The 24,228-nt window shown below is 47.3% G+C and carries 22 protein-coding genes and 1 tRNA gene; 20 read left to right on the top strand and 3 right to left on the bottom strand.

Features of this window, described 5'->3' with window-relative positions; translation table 11 throughout:
* The first annotated feature begins 250 nt into the window (after positions 1 to 250).
* The 12 genes from DWY57_RS16860 (at position 251) to DWY57_RS16805 (ending at position 10,809) form a co-directional block, all read left to right on the top strand.
* Entirely contained in the window at positions 251 to 697 is a 447-nt protein-coding gene (locus DWY57_RS16860) for a hypothetical protein (RefSeq protein ID WP_044468185.1), read from the top strand.
* Between the two features lie 199 nt (positions 698 to 896).
* A complete protein-coding gene (locus tag DWY57_RS16855; RefSeq protein WP_117599207.1) occupies positions 897 to 1,709 on the top strand; it encodes a MotA/TolQ/ExbB proton channel family protein in 813 nt (270 codons plus the stop codon).
* Positions 1,710 to 1,802: 93 nt separating this feature from the next.
* Positions 1,803 to 2,408, top strand: coding sequence for a biopolymer transporter ExbD (locus tag DWY57_RS16850; protein WP_005828648.1), 606 nt, complete (start codon positions 1,803 to 1,805; stop codon positions 2,406 to 2,408).
* 39 nt (positions 2,409 to 2,447) lie between these two features.
* A complete protein-coding gene (locus tag DWY57_RS16845) occupies positions 2,448 to 3,098 on the top strand; it encodes a biopolymer transporter ExbD (RefSeq protein WP_165853619.1) in 651 nt (216 codons plus the stop codon).
* Between the two features lie 28 nt (positions 3,099 to 3,126).
* Positions 3,127 to 3,942, top strand: a complete 816-nt coding sequence (locus DWY57_RS16840) for an energy transducer TonB (RefSeq protein WP_005828639.1) — start codon at positions 3,127 to 3,129, stop codon at positions 3,940 to 3,942.
* Positions 3,943 to 3,953: 11 nt separating this feature from the next.
* A complete protein-coding gene (locus tag DWY57_RS16835) occupies positions 3,954 to 4,904 on the top strand; it encodes a substrate-binding domain-containing protein (protein ID WP_119962125.1) in 951 nt (316 codons plus the stop codon).
* A 5-nt stretch (positions 4,905 to 4,909) separates the two neighbouring features.
* Positions 4,910 to 6,358, top strand: coding sequence for a tetratricopeptide repeat protein (locus tag DWY57_RS16830; RefSeq protein WP_119962121.1), 1,449 nt, complete (start codon positions 4,910 to 4,912; stop codon positions 6,356 to 6,358).
* 189 nt (positions 6,359 to 6,547) lie between these two features.
* Positions 6,548 to 7,399 carry an ATP-binding cassette domain-containing protein gene (locus tag DWY57_RS16825; RefSeq protein WP_098032396.1) on the top strand — a complete coding sequence of 284 codons (852 nt, stop codon included), beginning with the start codon at positions 6,548 to 6,550 and terminating at the stop codon, positions 7,397 to 7,399.
* On the top strand, positions 7,399 to 8,229 hold the full coding sequence (locus tag DWY57_RS16820; RefSeq protein ID WP_117599211.1) for a hypothetical protein: 831 nt from the start codon (positions 7,399 to 7,401) through the stop codon (positions 8,227 to 8,229). The genes DWY57_RS16825 and DWY57_RS16820 overlap by 1 nt, the downstream gene beginning before the upstream one ends.
* 2 nt (positions 8,230 to 8,231) lie before the next feature.
* Positions 8,232 to 8,600 carry a GntR family transcriptional regulator gene (locus DWY57_RS16815; protein ID WP_005828614.1) on the top strand — a complete coding sequence of 123 codons (369 nt, stop codon included), beginning with the start codon at positions 8,232 to 8,234 and terminating at the stop codon, positions 8,598 to 8,600.
* Between the two features lie 12 nt (positions 8,601 to 8,612).
* A complete protein-coding gene (locus tag DWY57_RS16810; protein ID WP_117599212.1) occupies positions 8,613 to 9,446 on the top strand; it encodes a hypothetical protein in 834 nt (277 codons plus the stop codon).
* 52 nt (positions 9,447 to 9,498) lie between these two features.
* Entirely contained in the window at positions 9,499 to 10,809 is a 1,311-nt protein-coding gene (locus DWY57_RS16805) for an anaerobic C4-dicarboxylate transporter (protein WP_117599213.1), read from the top strand.
* A gap of 642 nt (positions 10,810 to 11,451) precedes the next feature.
* Here the strand turns inward: DWY57_RS16805 and DWY57_RS16800 are convergent.
* Positions 11,452 to 11,524 (bottom strand) — tRNA-Met (locus DWY57_RS16800).
* 238 nt (positions 11,525 to 11,762) lie between these two features.
* On the opposite strand from DWY57_RS16800, the gene DWY57_RS16795 reads away from it, so the two are divergent.
* From DWY57_RS16795 to DWY57_RS16780, 4 genes are all read left to right on the top strand, one after another.
* On the top strand, positions 11,763 to 12,347 hold the full coding sequence (locus DWY57_RS16795) for a TetR/AcrR family transcriptional regulator (protein WP_005828604.1): 585 nt from the start codon (positions 11,763 to 11,765) through the stop codon (positions 12,345 to 12,347).
* A gap of 31 nt (positions 12,348 to 12,378) precedes the next feature.
* Positions 12,379 to 13,125: a 3-oxoacyl-[acyl-carrier-protein] reductase gene (fabG, locus tag DWY57_RS16790; RefSeq protein ID WP_117588701.1), complete on the top strand. Its 747-nt coding sequence runs from the start codon at positions 12,379 to 12,381 to the stop codon at positions 13,123 to 13,125.
* Between the two features lie 92 nt (positions 13,126 to 13,217).
* The gene (locus DWY57_RS16785; RefSeq protein WP_117599214.1) at positions 13,218 to 13,889 is read left to right on the top strand and encodes an RNA pseudouridine synthase; all 672 of its coding nucleotides are present in this window, start codon (positions 13,218 to 13,220) and stop codon (positions 13,887 to 13,889) included.
* Between the two features lie 10 nt (positions 13,890 to 13,899).
* Positions 13,900 to 16,437, top strand: a complete 2,538-nt coding sequence (locus DWY57_RS16780; protein WP_117599215.1) for a prolyl oligopeptidase family serine peptidase — start codon at positions 13,900 to 13,902, stop codon at positions 16,435 to 16,437.
* Between the two features lie 93 nt (positions 16,438 to 16,530).
* Here the strand turns inward: DWY57_RS16780 and DWY57_RS16775 are convergent, their stop codons facing one another.
* Together DWY57_RS16775 and DWY57_RS16770 are read right to left on the bottom strand one after the other, a co-directional pair.
* Positions 16,531 to 16,713: a hypothetical protein gene (locus DWY57_RS16775; RefSeq protein ID WP_005828596.1), complete on the bottom strand. Its 183-nt coding sequence runs from the start codon at positions 16,711 to 16,713 to the stop codon at positions 16,531 to 16,533.
* A 222-nt stretch (positions 16,714 to 16,935) separates the two neighbouring features.
* Positions 16,936 to 18,363 carry a sigma-54 dependent transcriptional regulator gene (locus DWY57_RS16770; protein ID WP_117599216.1) on the bottom strand — a complete coding sequence of 476 codons (1,428 nt, stop codon included), beginning with the start codon at positions 18,361 to 18,363 and terminating at the stop codon, positions 16,936 to 16,938.
* 93 nt (positions 18,364 to 18,456) lie between these two features.
* On the opposite strand from DWY57_RS16770, the gene DWY57_RS16765 reads away from it, so the two are divergent.
* From DWY57_RS16765 to DWY57_RS16750, 4 genes are read left to right on the top strand one after another with little or no spacing between them, the layout of a single operon-like run.
* Entirely contained in the window at positions 18,457 to 19,296 is an 840-nt protein-coding gene (locus DWY57_RS16765) for a peptidylprolyl isomerase (RefSeq protein WP_117599217.1), read from the top strand.
* Positions 19,297 to 19,320: 24 nt separating this feature from the next.
* A complete protein-coding gene (locus DWY57_RS16760) occupies positions 19,321 to 20,559 on the top strand; it encodes a pitrilysin family protein (RefSeq protein WP_117599218.1) in 1,239 nt (412 codons plus the stop codon).
* A 1-nt stretch (position 20,560) separates the two neighbouring features.
* The gene (locus DWY57_RS16755; RefSeq protein WP_117599219.1) at positions 20,561 to 21,904 is read left to right on the top strand and encodes an MATE family efflux transporter; all 1,344 of its coding nucleotides are present in this window, start codon (positions 20,561 to 20,563) and stop codon (positions 21,902 to 21,904) included.
* Positions 21,905 to 21,908: 4 nt separating this feature from the next.
* On the top strand, positions 21,909 to 24,203 hold the full coding sequence (locus DWY57_RS16750) for an ATP-binding protein (protein WP_117599220.1): 2,295 nt from the start codon (positions 21,909 to 21,911) through the stop codon (positions 24,201 to 24,203).
* Positions 24,204 to 24,228: the final 25 nt, after the last annotated feature.

Raw genomic sequence — 24,228 nt, 5'->3', positions numbered from 1 at the left:
CATCGCATGTTCATCAGATTAATTCCCGAATTAAGGTGCTAAATGAATGATTAAAAACGTTTAAAATCAGTGTTTTATGTTCTATTTTCACTTTCGTATTTCATATATTCTTCGTACCTTTACAGTGTATTAAAAGGTATAGTAAATCCTTTAATCAGTGAACAATTTAATTTTTTTACAAAAGAAAGTAATATTGTTGTAAAACAAATAAGAGAGACATCTGTTATTTATTGTAGAATCATTAGACGACATGAAAACAACTGTAAAGACATTCTGGATATGTATGCTACTGATGTTGACTTGCAGCATTAGCGGTAAAGCCATTGACCTGGTGCAGATGGATGACAGAATGGCTGGAACTGCTGAAGTTTCCGCTTCTTTATCTTCATGTTCTTCTACTTCCGACAATAGTATTGACAAGAAGAATTCATTGTTCACGAATACCAAGTTTGCATGGACTACGGATGTCGAACTGGGAAACAAACCAGTTTCCGAAACTTACTCTTCTCATCAACAGCGTTTGCGCAGGGTGATTGAAGACAATCTTTTCCTCAGAAACATTCTTCTGATATTATCCAACCACGAGAATCTACTCGTTCAAGGTCGTTCTAAATTATACTACTCAGATAAAGCCCCGTACTATGCATTGACGGGCAGTGATTACTATATCTATACGCTTCGGCGGATTTTGATTTAGCCAACTTTTCTTCTTATTGATTTCCCCCTTTTTTCCCTTCTTGTCTTGAAGAGACTGAAAGCAGGTGACCTTTAGTGTACATATATGCTAGCTAAGGTTGCAAGGATGATTACGCCCTATCGGTTCGTAAGCGGGAAGTCGTATCCCTATGCTTTATTCTCAAAACTCTATTTAAATACCAACAATTAAACTTTTCATCATGGAAACTACTCAAAAAAAAGCAGCCTCTTTTAAAGGCATCAGATCCGCCGGTTGGGTAATCGTAATCTGTTTTATCATCGCCGTGCTTATTTTTCACTTTGTGTTGGGAAATCCCTCCAACTTCATGAACAACGACCCGAACAACCATCCGTTGCCGGGTAACTTCCTCGGTACCATCTATAAAGGTGGATTCATTGTTCCTGTAATTCAAACACTTTTGCTGACTGTCATTGCACTGAGTATTGAACGTTATATTGCCATTGGCGCTGCCTTTGGTAAGGGGGCATTAGTGAAATTCGTAGCTAACATCAAAGCAGCCTTGGCTGAAGGTGATATGAAGAAGGCACAACAAATCTGCGATTCACAACGTGGTTCTGTAGCCAATGTGGTAAATGCCACTTTGAAGAAGTATGCCGAGATGGAGAATGACACAGAGCTGTCCAAAGACCAGAAACTGCTTGCCATCCAGAAGGAATTGGAAGAAGCCACTGCGCTGGAACTGCCGATGATGGAGCAGAATCTTCCTATTATTGGTACCATCACGACTTTAGGTACATTGATGGGATTGCTCGGTACGGTTATTGGTATGATCCGTTCATTTGCCGCCCTCGCAGCCGGAGGTTCAGCCGACTCCATGGCTCTGTCGCAAGGTATTTCCGAGGCTTTGATTAATACAGCCTTCGGTATCTTGACCGGTGCATTGGCCGTTATCTCCTACAACTATTATACAAACAAGATTGACAAGTTGACTTACAGCCTCGATGAGATTGGTTTCTCCATCGTGCAGACTTTTGCAGCTACCCATAAATAGTTGACTGCTGATAGTTGGAGCTGCGCTGTGACGTAGGCTTCTATTATCTATTCAACGAATGAATTCTCAATTTTAATTTTCAATGAAACGATTATGGGCAGAGCGAAAATAAAAAAGAAAAGTACGTTCATCGATATGACGGCGATGAGTGACGTAACTGTACTGTTGCTGACCTTCTTCATGCTGACTTCTACGTTCGTGAAGAAAGAACCGGTACAAGTAACGACTCCCGCCTCTGTCTCCGAGATTAAGATCCCGGAGACAAATGTACTCCAGATATTGGTCGATCCGAGCGGAAAAGTATTTATGAGTCTGGACAAGCAGTCCGACTTGCGCGAAGTGCTGGAAGCTATGGGGCAGGAGTATGGAGTGACTTTCACTCCGGAGGAAACTAAAAAATTCATGCTGGCGTCTACCTTTGGTGTGCCGATGAAGAGTATGAAGAAATACCTCGACTTGCCGCAAGACCAGCAAGATGCTGTATTGAAGAATGAGGGGATACCGACAGACAGTATTGACAATCAGTTCAAGGCCTGGGTGCGCAACGCCCGTGCAGTGAACAGTGATTTGCGCATTGCCATCAAGGCAGATGCCAATACTCCTTATTCCGTAATAAAAAATGTGATGAACTCACTTCAGGACCTCAGAGAGAACCGGTACAACCTGATTACTTCTCTGAAGACCACAAGTGAGGAGTGACAAGCTACGAGTTACAAGTAGAACAAGAAAGGAAACATTATGGCTGAAATACAAGAAAGCGGCAACAAGAAAGGTGGAAAAAGCAAGCAGAAGAAAATGACTGTCAGGGTGGACTTTACACCTATGGTGGACATGAACATGTTGCTGATTACCTTCTTTATGCTTTGTACCTCACTGAGCAAACCTCAGACCATGGAGATAAGCATGCCGAGCAATGACAAGACCATCACCGAGGAGCAGCAGACCAAAGTCAAGGCTTCCCAAGCCATCACGCTGTTGCTGGGGGATGACAACAAGTTGTATTATTACGAAGGGGAACCTAACTACAAGGACTATACTTCACTGAAGGAAACTACCTATCAGGCGGATGGTCTGCGAGCAATGCTTCTGCAACGTAATAGAGTTGCTGTGAACGAGGTGAACAGACTGAAGCAGCAGAAACTGGATCTTAAGATATCAGAGGATGACTACCGGAAACAGCTTTCCGAGATAAAAAGCGGAAAGGATACGCCGACAGTCATCATCAAGGCTACCGACAAGTCTTCGTACAAGAATCTGATTGATGCTCTCGATGAAATGCAGATATGTAATATAGGTAAGTATGTGATAACGGATATTGCCGAAGCCGACGAGTTCTTGATGGAGAACTACGAAAGCAAGGGCGAATTGTCCCAGAACATTGCTGAATGATGTGTAACACCCAAAGAAAGGAAAGAATATGGCTAAAGTAGATTTAAGCTCCCAAGCATGGTGTGACCTCGTGTTCAGTGGTAAGAACAAAGCATATGGAGCCTATAAGATGCGTGAGACCTCTCCCAGACGGCACAACATTGCCGTGATATTGGTAATTGTAATTGCATTGATAGGTTTCAGTATCCCTACGCTGATAAAGATGGCTACCCCCAAACAGAAAGAGGTGATGACCGAAGTGACTACCCTTTCGCAGCTGGAAGAACCGGAAGTGAAGCAGGAAGAGATGAAGCGGATAGAGCCCGTGGCCCCACCGCCGCCTGCATTGAAAAGCTCCATTAAGTTTACCGCTCCCGTCATCAAAAAGGATGAGGAAGTGAGGGACGAGGATGAGATAAAAAGCCAGACAGAACTGACGGAAACGAAAGTTGCCATCTCCATTGCCGACGTGAAAGGTAATGACGAGGAACATGGCAAGGACATCGCCGACTTGAAACAAGTGGTGACGCAGGCCGAACCGGAACCTGAAAAGGTTTTCGATATGGTAGAGCAGATGCCCCAGTTCCCCGGTGGTCAGGCCGAGATGATGCAGTTCATCAGCAAGAATATGAAGTATCCGACCATTGCCCAGGAAAATGGTACGCAAGGGCGTGTAACCTGCCAGTTTGTGGTAGGTGCCGACGGCAAGGTGCGTGATGTGAAAGTGCTGAGAGGTGTAGACCCCTATCTGGATAAAGAAGCTGTCCGTGTGATAATGTCCATGCCCAAATGGATTCCCGGCAAGCAGAATGGTAAGGCCGTATCGGTGAAATATACGATACCGGTGATGTTTAGATTACAATAAGTGTGTGTGTTATGAAAACGGTGAAACAACTTCAGCTTTTAGGCTTGCTGGTGCTGCTGACTCTGCTGTCGGCCTGCCAAAGCAAGCCCAAGGACGGACAAACGGATACGTATACCTCCGGTGTGATTGCAATTGCTGCGGACGAAAGTTTCCAGCCTATTGTGCAGGAAGAGATTGACGTGTTCGAAGGACTGTTCCCCTTGGCAGGAATTGTGCCCCGTTATGTGACGGAAGTCGATGCCGTCAACCTCTTGCTCAAGGACAGTCTGCGGTTGGCAATAACCAGTCGCAGACTGACTCCCGAAGAGATGAATTCCTTCAATAGCCGGAAGTTTTTTCCGCAGGAGATAAAGATTGCTACGGACGGGCTGGCATTGATAACCCATCTTGGCAATCCGGATTCATTGATTAGTGTGAAGGACATCCGCCGTATCCTGACGGGTGATGCGAAGCAGTGGAAAGATATCTATCCGGCTTCCCGTCTGGGGGATATCAGTCTTGTGTTTGACAACAAGAACTCCAGTACCGTACGTTTTGCTGTCGATTCCATCTGTAAGGGTGCACCGCTTTCCGGCCGGGTGAAAGCGTTGAAAACCAATAGGGAGGTGATTGACTACGTGGCCCGCACGCCTGATGCCATCGGTATTATCGGCGTGAACTGGCTGAGCGACCGGAATGACAGTACGGGGCTCTCTTTCAGTAAAGAGGTGCGGCTGATGTCCGTCAGTGCTGCTGACAAGGCCATGCCGGACAACAGTTACAAACCCTATCAGGCGTATTTGTATTACGGTGATTATCCGTTGGCACGCAGCATCTATGCCTTGTTGAATGATCCGCGGAGCACACTTCCGTGGGGATTTGCCTCTTTCCTCGCTTCCGACCGGGGACAGCGGATTATATTGAAGTCGGGATTGGTCCCCGCCACCCAACCGGTGCGCGTGGTGAACGTCAAGGATGAATAACTAAAATGAATGCTAACATGAAACGTAGATTTGTATTTTGTTTGGGAGCGATGCTGTCTGCAGGTACGCTCGCCGCACAAACGCCGGTGCCCGAATGGCAGGCGGGGGTGGATAAAGTAAAAAGTCTGATAAAGGCGAATCCGGAGCAGGCTTCCGACGCAGCCGGAGAACTGCTGAAGGGCAAGAACAAAAAAAATGTGGAGCTTGTGACTTCCGTGGCCCGTGCCTATCTGGATGCAGGACAGCTGAAAGAGGCGGAAACCTATCTGGAGATGGCAAGAAAGGCCGACAACAAGGCTCCGGCAGTTTCTGTACTCGAGGGTGACATCGCTTTTGCCCGGAAAGATATCGGAAAGGCATGCCAGCTTTATGAGCAAGCCATCTATTTTGATTCGAATTATAAGGATGCGTATCTGAAATATGCGCAGGCATACAAGTCTGCCAGTCCTTCGCAGGCCATAGAGAAGCTGAACCAGCTGAAGGCCATAGCTCCGGATTGCCTGGAAGCAGACAAGGAGCTGGCGGAAGTGTATTACGCCACCAACCGTTTTGGCAAGGCTGCCGACACCTATGCCAAGTTCATCGATACTCCCGTGGCTACGGAAGATGACATCCTGAAATATGCTTTTGCACTATTCCTGAACCACGACTTCGAGAAATCCTTGGCGGTGGCGCAGAAAGGTTTGCAGAAGAATGCCCGCCATGCCGCGTTCAACCGGCTTGTGATGTACAACAATGTCGACCTCAAGCGTTATGACGAGGCAGAGAAGGCTGCCGATGCTTTCTTCAATGCTTCGGATAATGCCGATTATTCATACTTGGATTACCGCTATCACGGTGCTCTGTTGAGTGCTCTGAAGAAATATGACCAGGCCATTGAGGAATATGGCAAGGCATTGGAGAAGGATGAGAGTCAGGTGGACTTGTGGCGTGAGATTGCCGATGCTTATGAACTGAAAAACGACTATACCCAAGCCATTGCTGCTTATAAAAAGTACTATGACTCGCTGGCACAAGATAAAAAGATGTCCGAAAACTTATTCCAGTTAGGGCGTCTGTACTACGGAGAGGGTACGTCCTCGGACGACACTCTCGCCGTTCAGCCTGCCGACCGCATGGCGGCATTGCAGGCTGCCGACTCTGTGTTCGCACTTGTTGCCGAACAAGCTCCCGACAGTTATTTGGGAGATATGTGGCGCGCTCGCACACACTCTGCCATGGACCCCGAAACTACAGAGGGATTGGCGAAACCTTATTACGAGAAGGTGGTGGACGTACTGCTTGCCAAAAACGAACCGAGGTACAACTCTGCATTGATAGAGTGTTACAGTTATCTGGGCTACTACTATCTGTTGAAGAGTGACTATGCTACTTCGAAAGAGTACTGGAATAAAATTCTGGCTATCGACCCCACCAATGCCACAGCAAACAAGGCATTGGACGGCATCAAATAGCAATAATTTTAGTTGTTTGTCGTGTCGGGAGGAGTGGAGAGTGATTCTTAGCTCCTCCTTTTTTTTGAACCTTCGTACGTATTTCCTTTTTTCTCAAATCTCTTGTTATTCTAAAAAAAATGCCTATGTTTGCAGTGTACTATTATACTAATACACATAAACAATAAGATATTTAATTCATCCAAGCGTATGTTACAAGTAGAAAACATTTCATTTAGTTATCGCAAGGGGCGGAAAGAAGTCCTGAGTGATTTTTCACTTTCGCTGGAAGCCGGCCGGGTTTACGGTCTGTTGGGTAAGAACGGAGCCGGCAAGTCTACGTTGCTCTATCTGATGAGCGGTTTGTTGGCTCCCAAACGTGGGAGAGTGATGTATCATGATACCGACATGCGCCGCCGGTTGCCCGTCACGTTGCAGGACATGTTTCTGGTACCCGAGGAGTTCGAGCTGCCTCCTATTTCCCTGGTCAGCTATATTGAACTGAACAGTAAGTTCTATCCCCGTTTCAGCAAGGAAGACATGGTGAAGTACCTGCATTTCTTCGAGATGGATATGGATGCTGATTTGGGAGCCTTGTCCATGGGGCAGAAAAAGAAAATCTTCATGAGCTTTGCGCTGGCCACCAATACTTCCCTGCTGCTGATGGATGAGCCTACCAATGGACTGGATATTCCGGGGAAGAGCCAGTTCCGTAAATTCCTGGCTTCGGGTATGTCGGACGACAAGACGATTGTCATCTCCACCCATCAAGTGCGTGACATTGACAAAGTACTGGACCATGTTCTGATTATGGACAACAGCCGCGTATTGCTGGACGAATCCACTGCCAGCGTTTGCAGTAAGCTGTTCTTCTTGGAGAGTGACGACCGGGAGTTGGCTGCGACTGCATTGTACACGCTTCCCTCCGTACAAGGCAATTTCTTGATGCTGCCCAATACGGAAGGTGAGGAATCGGAGATTAATCTTGAACTGCTGTTTGGCGCCGTGCTTGCAGAGCCTGGGAAGATAGCGGAAATGTTTCACACTAAAACAAATGAATAATGATACGTGATACCTTTTTTAGTTTGCATCGCTTTGTGAACGTATGCCGCAAAGAGATGGTGGAGAATTGGAAGACCTATATACTCCGCTCGGTGATGGTCTACGGAATGTTGGCCATAGTCTTTGTTTGGAATGGATACTATCAGTATCACAATCTGGAAGCGGGAGCTGTGGGCATGGACCCTATCTGGGAGTTTGAGTCCAGATTCTTTCTTTGGGGACTTGTCATTTGGGGATGCATTAGCGCCTCGTTTGCCATGGAAAGGATGAAAAGCAAGACGAGTCGTACCGTTGTGCTCATGACACCTGCCACCATGTTCGAGAAATTCTTTGCCCGCTGGCTGGTGGCTACCTGCGGCTTTATCTTGGTCTTTCTGATAGCTTTCAAGCTGGCGGACTTGACAAGAGTCATCTTCTATCTTCTGGCCTACCCGGAGCTGCATGTCGTTCACTCCTTTCCGTTGTGGGAATTCTGCTGTAACACGAACCGTTTCTATGAGACGATAGGAAGCGGACCGGCTGTGGTGGGGATATTCCTGAGCTGCTACTTTTTCCTACAGTCTTTCTTCCTGCTGGGCAGTACGGTCTGGCCCCAAAATGCACTTATCAAGACTTTTGCGGCCGGTGTCTGCATCTTCGTTTCATATATCTTGATAGCTGTATTGTGTCTGGAAACCATTCTACCCAATAATTTTTTTATGACCGAGCCTTATATCAACAGGGAAGCATCGAGTGACTGGCTGATTTTTATAACTTTGTTTTTCTCCCTTTTCAACTGGGTGCTTGCCTATTTCCGTTTCAAGGAGTCCGAAATCATTAATCGCTGGTAACTATGAACTTTAAGGAAAGTAAGGCCATCTACCTGCAAATAGCAGACCGCATTTGCGACGAGGTACTTCTCGGGCAATATCAGGAGGAAGAACGTATTCCTTCGGTACGGGAATATGCGGCTGTGGTAGAGGTCAACGCCAATACGGTGATGCGTTCGTACGACTACTTGCAGACGCAAGGAGTGATTTATAACAAGCGGGGTATCGGCTATTTTGTGTCGGTAGGTGCACGCAAGCTGATTCTCTCGTTGAGGAAAGAGTATTTTCTGAAGGAGGAAGTGGATTATTTCTTCAAGCAGATTTTCACGCTGGGCATCTCTGCCGAGGAGTTGTCCGGGATGTATCAGGAGTTTATCAAGAAACAAAAATAAAAGAAGACAGTTATGAAACGAACGACTTATATAATGATAGGAATGCTGGTTACCGGTGTGGCAATGGTATGCGGACTCATGTTCTATGTGGTGGACCGCAATGTCACTCAGAAAGATAATTTTATGGAAATCGGCGGAGAACGGAAAACGGTGCAGCTGCCCTCGTGCAGGGTGTTGAAGCTGACACAGCCTCCGGTGGTGTGGAAACAGAAAAAAGAAGGTATTGTGGAGGCGGAGCGTATATTCTCGTTCGGGGAAGTGCCGTTGGAGGTAACTGCCGGAGACTCTTTGCAGCAGGGCAGTTTCTCCTATGCAGGGGATATGGAGACTTTTATGTCGATGACTTCCGTTGGCGATACCCTGCTCGTCACCTTTGACTTTCCGGAGGATAAGCTGGTACAGCATCTTCAGAATGACATTTGGATAAGGGTTCGTTCGGAAGGGATGGAATTGCGGTTGCCTGCGGAGGTACAAGCGGTTGTGGTAGATGTGGAGGATATGGAAACCAATTTCTACGGACTCCGTTGCGATACGCTCTCTTTCCGCACGCGAGACCTTGCCCGGCTGGAAGATTGCCATGTCACTGCGCTTGCGGCGCAGGCGCAGAGCTTGCATTTCAACAGCGGCACAGTGCGCAACCTTTATTTGAATCTGGACGAGATAGCCGATTGGGATGTCAATACTGGTTCCTTCCATATCGATACGGAGCATCTGTCCGGTAGCCGCTATCATCGTTGTCTTTTACAGAAGAATGAATGCCGCCGGGTGTTCTGGACACCGTTAAAGGATGATGCCTCTTTGAGTGTGGAGTTAAAACAAGCAGTTAAAATAGAAGTAGGTGAGTAGCCATAATACGAAATGACTTATCTTTGCACATGAATCAAAAAGTGTAGAGTATATGGTCTTGCAATTGGCATTCGTATTGGTAGCTATCATTATAGGCGCCCGCTTGGGCGGCATTGGACTGGGTGTAATGGGAGGGATAGGTCTGGCAATTCTGACGTTTGGTTTCGGATTGCAGCCTACATCACCTCCCATTGACGTTATGTTGATGATAGCCGCCGTCATTTCCGCCGCATCCTGCATGCAGGCGGCTGGCGGACTGGATTATATGGTAAAGCTGGCAGAACGGTTGTTGCGGAAGAATCCTTCGCAGGTCACTATCTTGAGCCCTATTGTGACCTATTTGTTTACTTTTGTTGCCGGCACGGGACATGTGGCATATTCGGTGCTTCCCGTGATTGCCGAGGTTGCCACGGAGACCAAGATTCGTCCCGAGAGGCCACTGGGCATTGCGGTGATTGCTTCGCAGCAGGCTATTACGGCAAGTCCCATTTCGGCTGCCACCGTCGCACTGCTTGGGTTGCTGGCGGGATTTGATGTCACCTTGTTCGATATTCTGAAAATAACGATTCCTGCTACCATTATCGGGGTACTTGTGGGCGCCTTGTTCTCCATGAAGGTGGGCAAGGAGCTGGCAGACGACCCGGAGTACAGAAAGAGGTTGACCGAAGGCTATCTTGATGTCAAGAAGGTGGAGATAAAGGATATACACAATAAACGGCATGCCGTCTTGTCCGTGCTTATCTTTATCCTTGCCACTGCTTTTATCGTGTTCTTTGGTTCGTTCGACAGTTTGCGTCCTGCCTTCGTGATAGACGGCGAGACGGTGAGACTCGGCATGTCCGCCATTATCGAAATCGTGATGCTCTCTGCCGCCGCCCTCATCTTGCTGCTGACTCGCACCGACGGCATGAAGGCAACGCAAGGCTCCGTCTTCCCGGCAGGCATGCAGGCGGTGATTGCCATATTCGGCATTGCCTGGATGGGAGATACTTTTCTTCAGGGAAACATGCTTCAGTTGACCCAGTCCATCGAGGGAGTGGTGAGGCAAATGCCGTGGCTGTTCGGGATAGCCTTGTTTGCCATGTCGATTCTGCTTTATAGCCAGGCCGCCACTGTGCGCGCACTGATGCCTTTGGGCATCGCTTTGGGCATTTCGCCTATGATACTGGTTGCTCTGTTCCCGGCCGTAAACGGTTACTTCTTTATTCCCAACTATCCCACCGTAGTAGCAGCCATTAATTTCGACCGTACCGGAACTACCCGTATCGGTAAGTATGTGCTGAACCACTCGTTCATGCTTCCCGGACTTGTTTCAACTGGCGTTGCCATCGGGCTGGGGCTGCTTTTCATCAGGATATTATAAGGGAAACCGCTGCTTTCAATCCGTTGTATATAGGGCTTTGTTTGCTTGTGTATAGGGGAGTGCTCCCTTTTACTCATTGCCTTATCAGCGTCTAACGGTCGTGCGGCGATCTGCTGACGGCTGTTAAGCGAGTTGTTGATGGCCGTTAGGCGATTGCATCATGGCCGTTGCATGCTGTTGATTCCTTATGTCCGGTGTAATAAATACTTTCATTCTTTGAATAAAGCACAGAGGAAAACAGCATTGAAGTCTTGGCTTTGTGTGGCTGTACGCATTCGTTCTGATTGCATTTGAAGGGGGAGGAGATGGAATTAATACCGTGTTTGCAGGATATTGATTTCGTGCAGGTACGATATAAATAAGATGTGATACAAGAAATTAATAACTTGTGTTACTTCATGTTAGCTTCTTGTGTGTCAGTATTTCTGTTTGTGAAACGGTGTGGAAGCAAATTTTGCTTCCACACTTTTGAGTTGCTTCCACCGCATCTGTAATGCCGATGAATAAAGGGATGTGGAGAGGAGGTGGAAGTGTGGAAGCAATTTGCACAAACATTATTTGCGCAAACATTTTTTTCTGTCCTTGATGGGAATTAAAAAAAATGAGGATAAACGGCCTTTAAACCTTTTATCCTCATTGTAGTTGCGGAGATCCGACTCGAACGAATGACCTTTGGGTTATGAGCCCAACGAGCTACCAACTGCTCCACTCCGCGATGTTATCGTTTTGTGGGTGCAAAGGTACGGCTTTTTATTTAATATGCAAATAAAATGCATGATATTTTTGAGGTTAAGTGGATTTTAATGAGTAATATGTTGATAAATAGAACGATAATAAGCCTACTTTTTTTCTTCCTTTTTAGGGCTGTTCATTAATAAAATGAATGTTTTCTTGTAAGATATGCGGAAATGTCTTACTTTTGCTCAAATAATAAAGCAATGTGCAATTAATCTATGACCGTATCGAAGACAAAAGCTAAATTAGTGGACGTTGCCCGTCAGCTGTTTGCAAAGATGGGCGTTGAGAATACCACGATGAATGATATTGCCCTCGCTTCGAAGAAAGGTAGGAGAACGCTCTATACCTATTTTAAGAGCAAGGAAGATATCTACTTGGCTGTTGTCGAGTCGGAGCTGGATATTCTTTCGGATATGATGAAGCACGTGGTAGAGAAAGATATTCAGCCGGACGAGAAACTGATGGAAATGATTTACACCCATCTGGATGCGGTAAAAGAGGTTGTCTTTCGGAATGGTACTCTTCGTGCCAATTTCTTTCGGGATATTTGGAGAGTGGAGAAAGTGCGCAAACGTTTCGATGCTACAGAGACCCAGCTTTTCAAGGAGGTTCTGCGTGAAGGCATGGAGAAGGGTGTTTTCCAGATAGATGACTTGGATATGACTGCTGAGATTGTGCATTACAGTGTCAAAGGTATTGAAACACCTTATATCCGCGGCCATATAGGAGCCAATCTGGACGATGCGGTACGCGATACTTACGTGACCCGTCTGGTACTTGGTGCATTGGGAAAGAAGTAAGAATACATTTTATAAATAATTTTAAAATAATATGGGATTATTAGATGGAAAAACAGCCATTGTGACAGGTGCTGCACGAGGCATCGGCAAGGCTATCGCTTTGAAGTTCGCTCAAGAAGGAGCAAACATCGCATTCACTGACTTGGTGATTGATGAAAATGCCGAGGCTACAGCAAAAGAATTGGAAGCTTTGGGAGTAAAGGCAAAGGCTTATGCCTCCAATGCAGCAAACTTTGAAGACACTGCCAAGGTAGTGGCAGAAATCCATAAGGACTTTGGACGTATTGATATTCTGGTAAACAATGCCGGTATCACACGTGACGGTCTGATGATGCGTATGAGCGAACAGCAATGGGATATGGTTATCAATGTCAACCTGAAATCGGCATTTAACTTTATCCATGCCTGCACACCCATCATGATGCGCCAGAAGGCGGGTAGCATTATCAATATGGCATCTGTGGTAGGTGTTCACGGCAATGCCGGCCAGGCCAACTATTCTGCTTCCAAAGCCGGTATGATTGCTTTGGCCAAGTCTATCGCTCAGGAGCTGGGCTCTCGCGGCATCCGTGCCAATGCCATTGCTCCGGGGTTCATCATGACAGCCATGACCGACGCCTTGTCTGAAGAGGTGAAGGCTGAATGGTGCAAGAAGATTCCTTTGCGCCGTGGCGGCACACCCGAAGACGTGGCAAATATCGCTACTTTCCTGGCTTCTGATATGTCTTCTTATGTATCCGGTCAGGTTATTCAGGTAGATGGTGGGATGAATATGTAATTTAATGATTAATGATTAGTGATTAATGTTTAATGAGAAGTTGGGTGTTAGTCATTAATCATTAATCACTAATCATTAAACATTAACAATCGATGACTGTCGTATACGAAGACAATCATATCATTATAGTCAACAAGACCGCTTCCGAGATAGTTCAGGGAGACAAAACGGGTGATACACCGCTTTCGGAAACTGTAAAGCAGTATCTGAAAGAGAAGTACAGCAAGCCTGGAAATGTCTTTATCGGTGTCACCCACCGGCTGGACCGCCCCGTGAGCGGTCTTGTTGTTTTTGCCAAGACCAGTAAGGCACTGTCGCGTCTGAACGAGATGTTCAAGAATAGCGAGGTGAAGAAGACTTACTGGGCAGTGGTGAAGAACCTGCCCCGTGAGGAAGAGGGGGAATTGGTGAACTATCTGGTGCGAAATGAGAAACAGAACAAGAGTTATGCATACGACAAGGAGGTGCCGGGCAGCAAGAAAGCGATTTTGCATTATCGGCTCATCGGGCGGTCGCAGAACTATTATCTGTTGGAAATAGATTTGAAAACTGGACGCCATCACCAGATACGCTGTCAGTTGGCAAAGATGGGCTGTCCCATCAAGGGAGATTTGAAGTATGGTTCGCCCCGCTCCAATCCCGACGGCAGCATCTGTCTGCATGCGCGGTATATCCATTTTGTGCATCCGGTGTCCAAAGAACTGATAGAAGTGGAGGCGCCCGTTCCTCCCGGAAATTTATGGAATGGTTTTGAAACGATTTAATCTTACAGTAATGAAGAAAATCACAGTTTTGTCGGGTTTGCTGCTCCTTGCGGGATTGGCTGCCCAAGCTCAGGAAAGAGTTGCTGAGTATAACGTGCGTCCGGCCGTTACGGTGCGCACTCCCCTCCAGGGCGATAGTATCAACTTCAAGGGAGACAAGTTTACTACCGGCAATCTTCTGAAGACGAAGGTCAGTCTCGACTTCGACGGAGGTCGGTACGAACGTATGGTTGCTGATACGGCTGGATATGTAACTGTGGCAAAGGCGGACAAGGACAATCTGTTCTATCTGTTTGCTACCAATCTGCGTGCGGAGCGTTTCATGAAGGGTAAGCTGAATGTATATTCTCCTGCCCGTTTTGAGGTGTTTGTAAACGGTGAATCCAAGCAAGTCAAGGAGACAGCGGAGGACAGCTTGTCGCAGGTCCGTCCTACGGCTGTCAGTTTGCGTATGGACCCCGAAGCGGATTATGAGATTGTCATCAAGTTGCTTTCAAGCGCGGACGACAAGATGCAGCCGATGCTGAAATGCGAATTTGAAAAGGAAAAGGACTTTGCCGATGTAGCCTGCCGGATGGCACCGGACATGAAGAGACGTTTCTCTTTGTTCAACACCAATTTCGGCTCCCGAGCGAGCAGGGTTTCTCTTTCGCCCAACGGCAAGTATCTGCTGACCCGCTATTCGGACAATTACGACGTGAAGCGTTCCAGGACCCGTTGTGAGCTGACCGAGGTAAAGACCGGCCGGGTGATATTGCCCAATGCCAATGAAAAGATGAACTGGATGCCCAACAGCAACAAGCTCTATTATACGGTTATGGGCGAGGAGCAGAATGACCTGGTTGTGTTCGATCCTGCCACGATGCGTGAGGAAGTGCTGCTGAAGAATGTTCCCGAAGGATATTTCAGCTGGTCTCCTACAGAAGACTATCTTATCTATATGCTCACGGACGAGGGCGAAAAGGTGAGTGGCCCGTTGAAACGTCTCTTGCATCCGGACGACCGTATCCCCAATTCTCGTGACCGCTATTATCTCATGAAATACGATGTGGCGACGGGACTTTCCGAGCGTCTGACCTACGGTAGTCACAACGTCTATCTGAATGATATTTCCCCGGATGGCAAGAAACTGTTGTGCAGCACTTCCAAGCCGGACATTACTCAATGCCCTTTCTCCCTCTCTTCTCTTTTCGAGATTGATTTGGCCACCTTGCAGGCAGATACGCTGGTCGCCTGGGATGCTTATCTGGGAAGTGCTTCTTACTCTCCGGATGGGAAGCAGCTTCTGGTGACGGGCAGTCCGTCTGCTTTCGGAGGCATTGGCAAGAATTGCGGTGAACATCCCATAGCCAATGACTTTGATACCCAAGCATTCATTATGGATTTGGCTACAAAGAAAGTGCAGGCTATCACGCGCGATTTCAATCCTACAGTGTCTCCCGTGCAGTGGAACCGTGTGGACGGATGTATCTATTTCGATACGACTGATGGGGATTGCAGGCATATATACCGTTATGTTCCGAAGACGGGCGGCTTTGAAATGCTTCCGCTTGAAGAGGATGTGATTACTTCCTTCACGCTGGCCAATGACAATCCGGTTGTGGCTGCCTATGTGGGCGGAGGAAACACCAGCACGGGCGTAGCCTATACGTACGACACGAAGAAAAAAGTTTCCACCCTGCTTGCCAATCCCATGAAGCCCATCCTCGATAAGATTGAGCTGGGACAGATGGAAGAGTGGAACTTTACAGCTTCGGACGGTACGGAGATAAAGGGAATGGTTTGTCTGCCGCCGTCTTTTGACCCGAACAAGAAGTATCCGCTTATCGTATACTATTATGGAGGAACGACTCCTACAACCCGCGGTATAACTTCCCCGTACTGTGCACAGTTGTTTGCGTCACGTGACTATGTGGTTTATGTTATCCAGCCCAGTGGTGCCATCGGGTACGGCCAGGAGTTCTCTGCACGCCATGTCAATGCATGGGGTGAGCGTACGGCCGATGAGATCATTGAAGGTACGAAGAAATTCTGTGCAGCCCATCCGTTTGTCAACGATAAACGTATCGGATGCCTGGGTGCCTCTTATGGAGGATTCATGACGATGTATCTGCAGACTAAGACGGATATGTTTGCTGCCGCTGCCTCGCATGCTGGCATCAGCAATGTAACGAGCTATTGGGGCGAGGGTTATTGGGGATATTCCTATAACTCTGTTGCGGCAGCCGATAGCTATCCTTGGAATAATCCTGATTTGTTTACGAAGCATGGAGCATTGTTCAATGCGGACAAGATTAATACCCCTCTGTTGTTGCTGCATGGCACGGTAGATACAAACGTGCCTATCGGTGAAAGTATCCAATTGTATAATGCGCTGAAGATATTGGGTAAGCCGGTGGAATTTATTACCGTAGATGGTGAAAACCATTTTGTACTTGATTATGCAAAACGTGAATTGTGGCACAATTCAATTATGGCTTGGTTTGCCCGCTGGTTGCAGGATAGTCCGGCATGGTGGAATGACCTTTATCCGGAAAGACATTGGTGATTTCTTAGTTGACAACTATCAACTATCAATTAAAAAAGCCGTTTCCCAGAATAGACAAGGAGGAAACGGCTTTTTGTTGTAGTGTGCTTACTGTTATTGGGCCACTTTTGCTGTGTCTTGGACGTTCTCGGCTTTCTGCAAAGTATCCGTTACCACAGTGTCGTTAGACAAGGTTGTTGTCTTACTCGGCTGTTCTACCGGAGCCTTAGCTTGAGCCAAGAACGTTCCGCCACAAACAAACATAAACAGGGCTGCTACTAATACTAATTTTTTCATAATTCATTTGCTTTTAGGTTGCTATATCTTATTGTTAAGTCTAAGTGCTTGTTTGTTGTAGCGCTTGTTGCTTGTACTTAATACAAGTCAAATGGTGTGCCAAAAGAATTGTCTGTTGGGTAATGCTTTGATAACTAGATGTATATGTTTTTATGCAAAGTGTAGTATAATGTGGAAAAGTGGGGAATGTGTGGAGAGGAGTGTGGAATTATTCCACATCTTTTAGTCGGATATGTTATAAAGCTTCAACTTGTTGTACAGCGTTTTGCGGTCAATGCCCAACAGTTGTGCAGCGCGGCTCTTGTTGTTTCCCGTCTGCCGTAGGGCTTCGATGATTTGACGCTTCTCTGCCTCCTCATTGCGGAGAGGGATGCCGATGATGGCCGATGCAGGTTCTTTCAGTTCACTTAGTTCGTTGATAGTAATGAATTTGCCTTGTGCCAGCAGGGTTGCACGGCGTACCATATTCTTCATTTGTCGCAGATTGCCAGGCCAGGGGTATTCCAATAAGGCGCGGGATGCTTTGTCATCAAAGCCGGTCAGTTGCTTGTCCATTTCGCGGTTGGCCTGGTCCAGAAAGAAATTGGCAAAGAGCAAGATGTCTTCACGGCGGTCTTTGAGTTGCGGCATGCGCAGGGTGAATTCATTGATACGGTGATATAAATCCTCACGGAACGTTCCTTTTTCGATGGCTTGCTCCAGATTTTCGTTGGTGGCGGATACCAGACGTATGTCCACGCTTATCTCTTTGTTTGAACCAACCGGACGTATCTTGCGTTCTTGCAAAGCACGCAGCAGTTGTATTTGCACTTCATAGCTCAGATTGCCTATCTCATCCAGGAAGATGGTACCGCCGTTGGCTTCGACGAAAGCGCCCGTTTTGTCGGTCAGTGCGCCGGTAAAGGCGCCCTTTATATGCCCGAAGAATTCCGAAGCGGCCAATTCTTTGGGGATAGAACCGCAATCGATGGCTACAAACGGCCGGTCGGCACGCTTGCTGAGCTGGTGGATGCGATGGGCTACGTATTCTTTGCCCGTTCCGCTGGCACCATTGATGAGTACGGACATATTGGTAGGTGAAACCAGTTTCACATAATTGTAGAGTTGTTTGGCTGCGTCGCTCTCTCCTTCGAGGAAGTCGGAGGAAGACAATGAGCCTTCTGCACTCTTCTGAGACTGATTTTTCATCTTGTCGGAATGCATCGTCTGTTTAGGCGAGACGGATGGTCTGTTTGGGGTAAACGCGTCATCTGTTCGGGACGGATGCATCATCTGTTTCAAAGCGGAGGATGATGCATTCAAGGCTTCGCCTATTTTTTTCAGTAATTCGTCCGGATTCACAGGCTTGGCAATGTAATCGCAGGCTCCCAGTTTCATGGCTTGGACGGCCGACTGTATGTCAGCGTATCCCGTCATGATGATAAGCGGTATTTGCAGGCCGTGTTCGCCCAGCCATTTCAATAAGTCAATGCCATCTTTGTCGGGCAGGCGTAGGTCAGACAAAATCAAGTCCACGGTTTCCGACTCAATATGTTTTTGAGCACGGGCAATGCTGCTGGTGGAGGTTACTTGGAAACCTTTTTTGCCGAGCCATGTTTTTAGCATCATGCCGTAAGTAATATCATCTTCTACAATTAATATGGATGTCATTGCTTTTGCCTTTTATCTCTTTTATGTAGGCAAAGGTAAGTGCTTTTGTCTGATTTTAGTATATTTGCAAACTTAAATTAAATAAAAAACAAAATGAAAAGGAATCTAATTGTATTATTAACTATACTGGTTTGCGGTTTGACTGCTTGCAAGCCGGGACAAAAGAAAGAGGAAAATATGGAAAAAGAAACGAAGCTGAAGATTGAAACAAGTGCGGGTGACATCACCGTGAAACTGTATAATGAAACCCCGAAACATCGTGATAACTTTATTAAGCTGGTGAAAGACGGCACGTATGAAGGTACGCTGTTCCACCGTGTCATCAAGGACTTTATGATACAAGCAGGTGACCCGGAATCGAAAAAGGCTCCAAAAGGCAAGATGCTGGGGGCAGGCGACGTAGGTTATACTGTTCCTGCCGAATTTGTTTATCCGCAGTATTTTCACAAAAAAGGTGCTTTGTCGGCTGCACGCCAGGGTGATGAGGTGAATCCCGACAAGGCATCATCCGGCTGCCAGTTCTACATTGTGACTGGAAAAGTGTATAATGACTCTACCTTGCTGGGGATGGAACAGCAGATGAATCAGATGCGCCTGAACAATGCTTTCAATGCATTGGCCCAGAAGCATATGAAGGAAATCTACAAGATGCGTAAGAATAATGACCAGGACGGTCTGATGGATTTGCAAGATTCTTTGATTGCGCAGGCAGAGGCTCAGGTTGCCAAGGAACCGGAGTTCAAGTTTACTCCCGAGCAGGTGAAGGCTTATACTACCATGGGTGGTACTCCGCATTTGGACGGTGCATATACCGTATTCGGTGAAGTGCTGGAAGGTATGGATATAGTTGATAAAATACAGAAGGTCAAGACTGATCGTAACGACCGTCCTGAAGAGGATGTGGTTATTAAAAAAGTGACAGTGATAGATTGATGATAGATTCTGTCATTCTATTTTATGAAGATAAACAAAAAGATATTTGACAACGGTCTGCGGTTGGTGCACAATGAAGATACCAGCACGCAGATGGTTGCCTTGAATATTGTTTATGACGTAGGTGCCCGTGACGAGCATCCCGAGCATACGGGCTTTGCCCATTTGTTTGAGCATCTGATGTTTGGAGGTTCGGTGCATATTCCTGATTATGACGCTCCTTTGCAACTGGCAGGTGGGGAGAATAATGCATGGACCAATAATGATATTACCAATTACTACCTGACGGTTCCAAAATCGAATGTGGAAATCGGCTTCTGGCTGGAGTCCGACCGTATGCTGGAACTGGCATTCAGTGAGCAAAGTCTTGAGGTGCAGCGTGCAGTGGTGATGGAGGAGTTCAAGCAACGTTGTCTGAACCAGCCGTATGGTGATGTGGGGCATCTGCTTCGTCCTTTGGCTTATCAAACGCATCCTTATCGCTGGCCTACTATCGGGAAAGACCTCTCTCACATTGCCAATGCCACGCTGGATGAGGTAAAGGAATTCTTTTTCCGTTTTTATGCACCTAATAATGCAGTTCTGGCCGTTACCGGAAATATTTCGTGGGAAGAAACGATTAGGCTGACTGAAAAATGGTTTGCTCCTATTCCCCGTAGGAATGTGCCTGTAAGACAATTACCGCAAGAAGTTGTACAGACGGCGGAACGCCGGCAGACGGTGGAACGGAATGTTCCTCTGGATGCTTTGTTCATGGCTTATCACATGTGCAGTCGTGAAGATGCCGATTATTATGCCTTCGATATTCTGTCGGATATTCTGAGCAATGGACGTTCCAGTCGCTTGACCCGCAGGCTGGTGCAGGAGCAAAAGCTCTTTTCCAGTCTCGATGCCTATATCTCCGGTACACGGGATGCCGGACTGCTGCATATCAGTGGAAAGCCATCTGCTGGCGTATCTTTGGAGCAAGCCGAGGCTGCTGTCCGGAAAGAGTTGGAAGAGTTGAAATCCGGGTTTGTTGGAGAGCAGGAATTGGAGAAAGTAAAGAACAAGTTTGAGTCTACACAGATATTCGGCAACATCAATTATCTGAATGTTGCCACGAACCTTGCCTGGTTTGAACTGACCGGGCAGGCGGAAGACATAGACCGTGAAGTGGACAATTACCGCTCTGTGACGGCAGAACAGCTTCATAGGGTAGCCCAACAGACCTTCCGCGATGAAAATGGGATTGTGCTTTATTACCAAAAAGAAAACCTTTAGTATGAGAAATTTATTTGATACGTATAAGCAACACTACAAAGCATTGCTTCTCCTGGGACTACCCATTGTGGTGGGGCAGTTGGGAGTCATTGTGCTGGGGTTTGCCGATACGCTGATGATTGGGCATCATAGCACGGAAGAGCTGGGTGCCGCTTCTTTCGTAAACAATCTGTTTACTCTCTGTATTATTTTCAGTACGGGGTTCAGCTACGGGCTGACCCCGGTTGTGGGAGGCTTCTACGGTAACCGCCGTTTTGCCGAAGCCGGACAAGCGTTACGGTGCAGTCTGGTGGCCAATGTGCTGGTAGCTTTATTGCTGACTCTTGTCATGGCTGTTCTGTATTTCAATGTGGAACGGCTGGGGCAGCCCGAAGAATTACTGCCTCTGATTAAGCCTTATTATCTAGTGCTGCTTGCTTCACTGGTTTTTGTCATGTTGTTCAACGGCTTTAAACAGTTTACGGATGGCATCACCGACACCAAGACGGCTATGTGGATTCTGCTTGGAGGGAATGCGCTTAACATCGTAGGAAACTATATTCTGATCAATGGAAAATTGGGTTTCCCGGAGATGGGATTGCTTGGCGCGGGTGTAAGTACCTTGTTCTCTCGCATTGTGATGGTCGTGGTCTTTGCGGTGATTGTGCTTCGTAGTCGCCGTTTTATCCGTTATAGACTCGGATTTATGAGGCTGGGATGGTCGACACCGATGTTCAGGAAACTCAATGCTTTGGGCTGGCCTGTCGGTATGCAGATGGGAATGGAGACCGCTTCCTTCAGCCTCAGTGTTGTCATGGTGGGGTGGCTGGGGACACTTGCTCTGGCATCACATCAGATAATGCTCACTGTCTCTCAGTTCACCTTCATGATGTATTATGGCATGGGTGCTGCAGTTGCTGTGCGTGTCAGTAACTTTAAGGGGCAGGGCGACGGGCAGAATGTGCGCCGTTCGGCGTATGCTGGCCTTCACGTCATCTTATGCATGGAAGTGGTGCTGTTGAGTATTGTCTTTGCACTTCGCGGTCAGGTCGGAGGATGGTTTACAGATAATATGGAAGTGTCCGGTATGGTAGCCGCTCTCTTCTTTCCGTTCCTGATTTACCAGTTCGGTGACGGATTGCAGATTAATTTTGCCAATGCCCTGCGTGGTATCTCGGATGTGAAACCGATGATGATTATTGCATTTATATCCTATTTTGTTATATCTTTGCCCGTAGGTTACCTCTGCGGTTTCATCTTCGGCTGGGGACTGACGGGGGTCTGGATGGCTTTCCCGTTTGGACTGACCAGTGCAGGGGTGATGCTGTGGCTGAGATTCCGTAGACAGACCAGGGAAAGGATTTGATAATATGAACAGTGTCTCCAAAGTAAAGATTGCCGTAGGCTACACTTTGTTGCTGGCGGTATTGTTTTTTTCCTTGTTCTTCGTACACCGGGAGATGGAGAACCTTATTCTTACCGATGACCGCGATGTACAATGGACAGACAGCGTACTAGCTTTGATACGCGAGAAGGATACCAATACGATAAGAATGCTGCGTACGCTGAGTGAGGCGAATGACAGCATGGTATCCACCAGTGACATTGAGCAGATAATTGCCCAGCAGGACTCAGTAGTGACCCAGCAACGTGTGCAGCACCGTATCATTACACATCGGGATACCGTCGTGACACGCCCTCGGAAGAAGGGTTTTTTCCGTCGTTTGGGTGAAGTGTTTGTCCCCCCAAAGAAAGATACGGCTATCCAGGTGAAGACCTCCCTCGAATTTGCGACGGATACGGTGATTGAACCTTATAATCCGGCCGATTCTTTGCATGAGAAACTGCGTGCTGTGGCCCAGCAGAAAAAAGCTGTAAACACTGTTATACAACGACGTAAACGCTATCTGCAACGCTTGGACCATATGCTGACCGCTCGTATTGACAGTTTGCTGAAAGATTATGAGACGGAAACTCTGCTGCGTGCACGGACGGAAGCCGAGTATCAACAGGCGGTCCGACGCCGTTCGGCCAAGATTATCAGTGGCATTGCCGTAGGTGCGGTATTGCTTTCCGTTTTTTTCCTTATTATCATCGGTCGCGACATAACTCGAAGCAACCGTTACCGCCGTGAGTTGGAAGAGGCCCGCCGTCGTGCCGAAGATTTACTTGCTGTCCGTGAAAAACTGATGCTTGCCATTACCCATGATTTCAAAGCCCCGCTCGGTTCTATCATGGGCTATGCCGATTTGCTTTCCCGTCTGACGGTGGATGAGCGCCAGCGGTTCTATCTGGACAATATGAAAACCTCATCGGAGCATCTGCTGAAGCTGGTCGTTGATTTGCTCGACTTCCATCGTCTTGATTTGAACAAGGCTGAAGTCAACCGGGTCACTTTTCATCCTTCCCGCCTGCTTGAAGAGATACACGTAAGTTTTGAACCGCTTACGGCTGCCAAAGGGCTGGCGCTTCATTGCGACATTGCCCCGGAGCTGGACGGTACCTATATTTGTGACCCCTTGCGTCTGCGTCAGATTATCAACAATTTGCTGTCCAATGCCGTGAAGTTTACGGACCAAGGCGGTATTACCATGACTGCCCGTTACGAGGACCGTCGACTGGTAGTTGCCATTGCTGATACGGGTAGAGGTATGGAGCCTGCTGACCGTGAGCGTATCTTCCAGGAATTCACCCGATTACCGGGTGCTCAGGGTAAAGAAGGGTTCGGACTCGGACTTTCCATCGTCCGTATGTTGGTACAGTTACTTGAAGGTACGATTGATGTAGACAGTGTACCAGGTAAGGGAAGCACTTTCACGATATATATTCCTATCTATCCCGTAAGGAGCGAAAGGCGTAGAATGAAGGATGAAGAATTGGGCTGTGTTGTCACGCCGGAGGGCAATTCTTCATTCTCCGTTCCTTGTTCTTCATTGAAGAATGTCCTCCTTATCGATGATGACCGTATTCAACTTACCCTTACTGCCGCCATGCTTCAGCAGAGTGGTATAAATTCTGTTTCTTGTTTACAACTGGATGAATTGCTGGATGCCTTGCGCACTGCAACCTTTGATGTTCTGCTTACTGATGTGCAGATGCCTGCTATTAATGGTTTTGATTTACTGAAACTGCTGCGTGCTTCGAACATACCGCAGGCACAGTCTGTTCCGGTGATTGCTGTCACTGCTCGCAGTGACATGCAGCGTGAGGAATTTACGGCGCATGGCTTTGCCGGATGCCTGCATAAGCCGTTTACCGTCAGTGAATTGCTGCATGAATTGAATGTGGAGGACAAAGGGAAGGAGGTTACAGAAGTTTCGGAAACTTCGGCTTGCCCGGGGTATAAATTCTCTTCGCTCACCGTTTTTTCGGTCGATGACCCCGAGGCCGCAAAGTCCATTCTGGAAAGTTTTGTGGCTGAAACCCGTCTCAATGCGGAGCGTTTGCAGAAGGCTGTGGAGAATGAGGATGTGGACGAGATGGCTGCTGTCTCCCACAAAATGATTCCCCTCTTTACGTTGATTGGAGCTACGGAACTGGTTGCATTGCTGAAACTGTTGGAAACTTCGCATGGAGTGCCTTTTACCGGAGAGTTGAAAGAGCACGCCCTTGCCGCCCTCGTTTTGATAGAGGATGTCATTACTCAGGCAACAGCTTTTCCGTAATGGGGGAACAGAGAAGAATACATGA

It is taken from the genome of Bacteroides sp. AF25-5LB (genome assembly GCF_003602965.1).
Classification (GTDB): Bacteria; Bacteroidota; Bacteroidia; order Bacteroidales; family Bacteroidaceae; genus Bacteroides; species Bacteroides uniformis.
This window is presented reverse-complemented; position numbering and strand designations above follow the sequence as displayed.

Excerpts from the sequence above, each read along its gene's own strand:
- DWY57_RS16755 (WP_117599219.1), top strand. The coding sequence starts at position 20,561 with ATGAGAAATTTATTTGATACGTATAAGCAACACTACAAAGCATTGCTT.
- DWY57_RS16765 (WP_117599217.1), top strand. The coding sequence starts at position 18,457 with ATGAAAAGGAATCTAATTGTATTATTAACTATACTGGTTTGCGGTTTG.
- DWY57_RS16835 (WP_119962125.1), top strand. The coding sequence starts at position 3,954 with ATGAAAACGGTGAAACAACTTCAGCTTTTAGGCTTGCTGGTGCTGCTG.
- DWY57_RS16825 (WP_098032396.1), top strand. The coding sequence starts at position 6,548 with ATGTTACAAGTAGAAAACATTTCATTTAGTTATCGCAAGGGGCGGAAA.
- DWY57_RS16810 (WP_117599212.1), top strand. The coding sequence starts at position 8,613 with ATGAAACGAACGACTTATATAATGATAGGAATGCTGGTTACCGGTGTG.
- DWY57_RS16845 (WP_165853619.1), top strand. The coding sequence starts at position 2,448 with ATGGCTGAAATACAAGAAAGCGGCAACAAGAAAGGTGGAAAAAGCAAG.
- DWY57_RS16750 (WP_117599220.1), top strand. The coding sequence starts at position 21,909 with ATGAACAGTGTCTCCAAAGTAAAGATTGCCGTAGGCTACACTTTGTTG.
- DWY57_RS16780 (WP_117599215.1), top strand. The coding sequence starts at position 13,900 with ATGAAGAAAATCACAGTTTTGTCGGGTTTGCTGCTCCTTGCGGGATTG.
- DWY57_RS16795 (WP_005828604.1), top strand. The coding sequence starts at position 11,763 with ATGACCGTATCGAAGACAAAAGCTAAATTAGTGGACGTTGCCCGTCAG.
- fabG (WP_117588701.1), top strand. The coding sequence starts at position 12,379 with ATGGGATTATTAGATGGAAAAACAGCCATTGTGACAGGTGCTGCACGA.
- DWY57_RS16850 (WP_005828648.1), top strand. The coding sequence starts at position 1,803 with ATGGGCAGAGCGAAAATAAAAAAGAAAAGTACGTTCATCGATATGACG.
- DWY57_RS16770 (WP_117599216.1), bottom strand. The coding sequence starts at position 18,363 with ATGACATCCATATTAATTGTAGAAGATGATATTACTTACGGCATGATG.
- DWY57_RS16860 (WP_044468185.1), top strand. The coding sequence starts at position 251 with ATGAAAACAACTGTAAAGACATTCTGGATATGTATGCTACTGATGTTG.
- DWY57_RS16840 (WP_005828639.1), top strand. The coding sequence starts at position 3,127 with ATGGCTAAAGTAGATTTAAGCTCCCAAGCATGGTGTGACCTCGTGTTC.
- DWY57_RS16805 (WP_117599213.1), top strand. The coding sequence starts at position 9,499 with ATGGTCTTGCAATTGGCATTCGTATTGGTAGCTATCATTATAGGCGCC.
- DWY57_RS16855 (WP_117599207.1), top strand. The coding sequence starts at position 897 with ATGGAAACTACTCAAAAAAAAGCAGCCTCTTTTAAAGGCATCAGATCC.
- DWY57_RS16785 (WP_117599214.1), top strand. The coding sequence starts at position 13,218 with ATGACTGTCGTATACGAAGACAATCATATCATTATAGTCAACAAGACC.
- DWY57_RS16830 (WP_119962121.1), top strand. The coding sequence starts at position 4,910 with ATGAATGCTAACATGAAACGTAGATTTGTATTTTGTTTGGGAGCGATG.
- DWY57_RS16760 (WP_117599218.1), top strand. The coding sequence starts at position 19,321 with ATGAAGATAAACAAAAAGATATTTGACAACGGTCTGCGGTTGGTGCAC.
- DWY57_RS16820 (WP_117599211.1), top strand. The coding sequence starts at position 7,399 with ATGATACGTGATACCTTTTTTAGTTTGCATCGCTTTGTGAACGTATGC.
- DWY57_RS16815 (WP_005828614.1), top strand. The coding sequence starts at position 8,232 with ATGAACTTTAAGGAAAGTAAGGCCATCTACCTGCAAATAGCAGACCGC.
- DWY57_RS16775 (WP_005828596.1), bottom strand. The coding sequence starts at position 16,713 with ATGAAAAAATTAGTATTAGTAGCAGCCCTGTTTATGTTTGTTTGTGGC.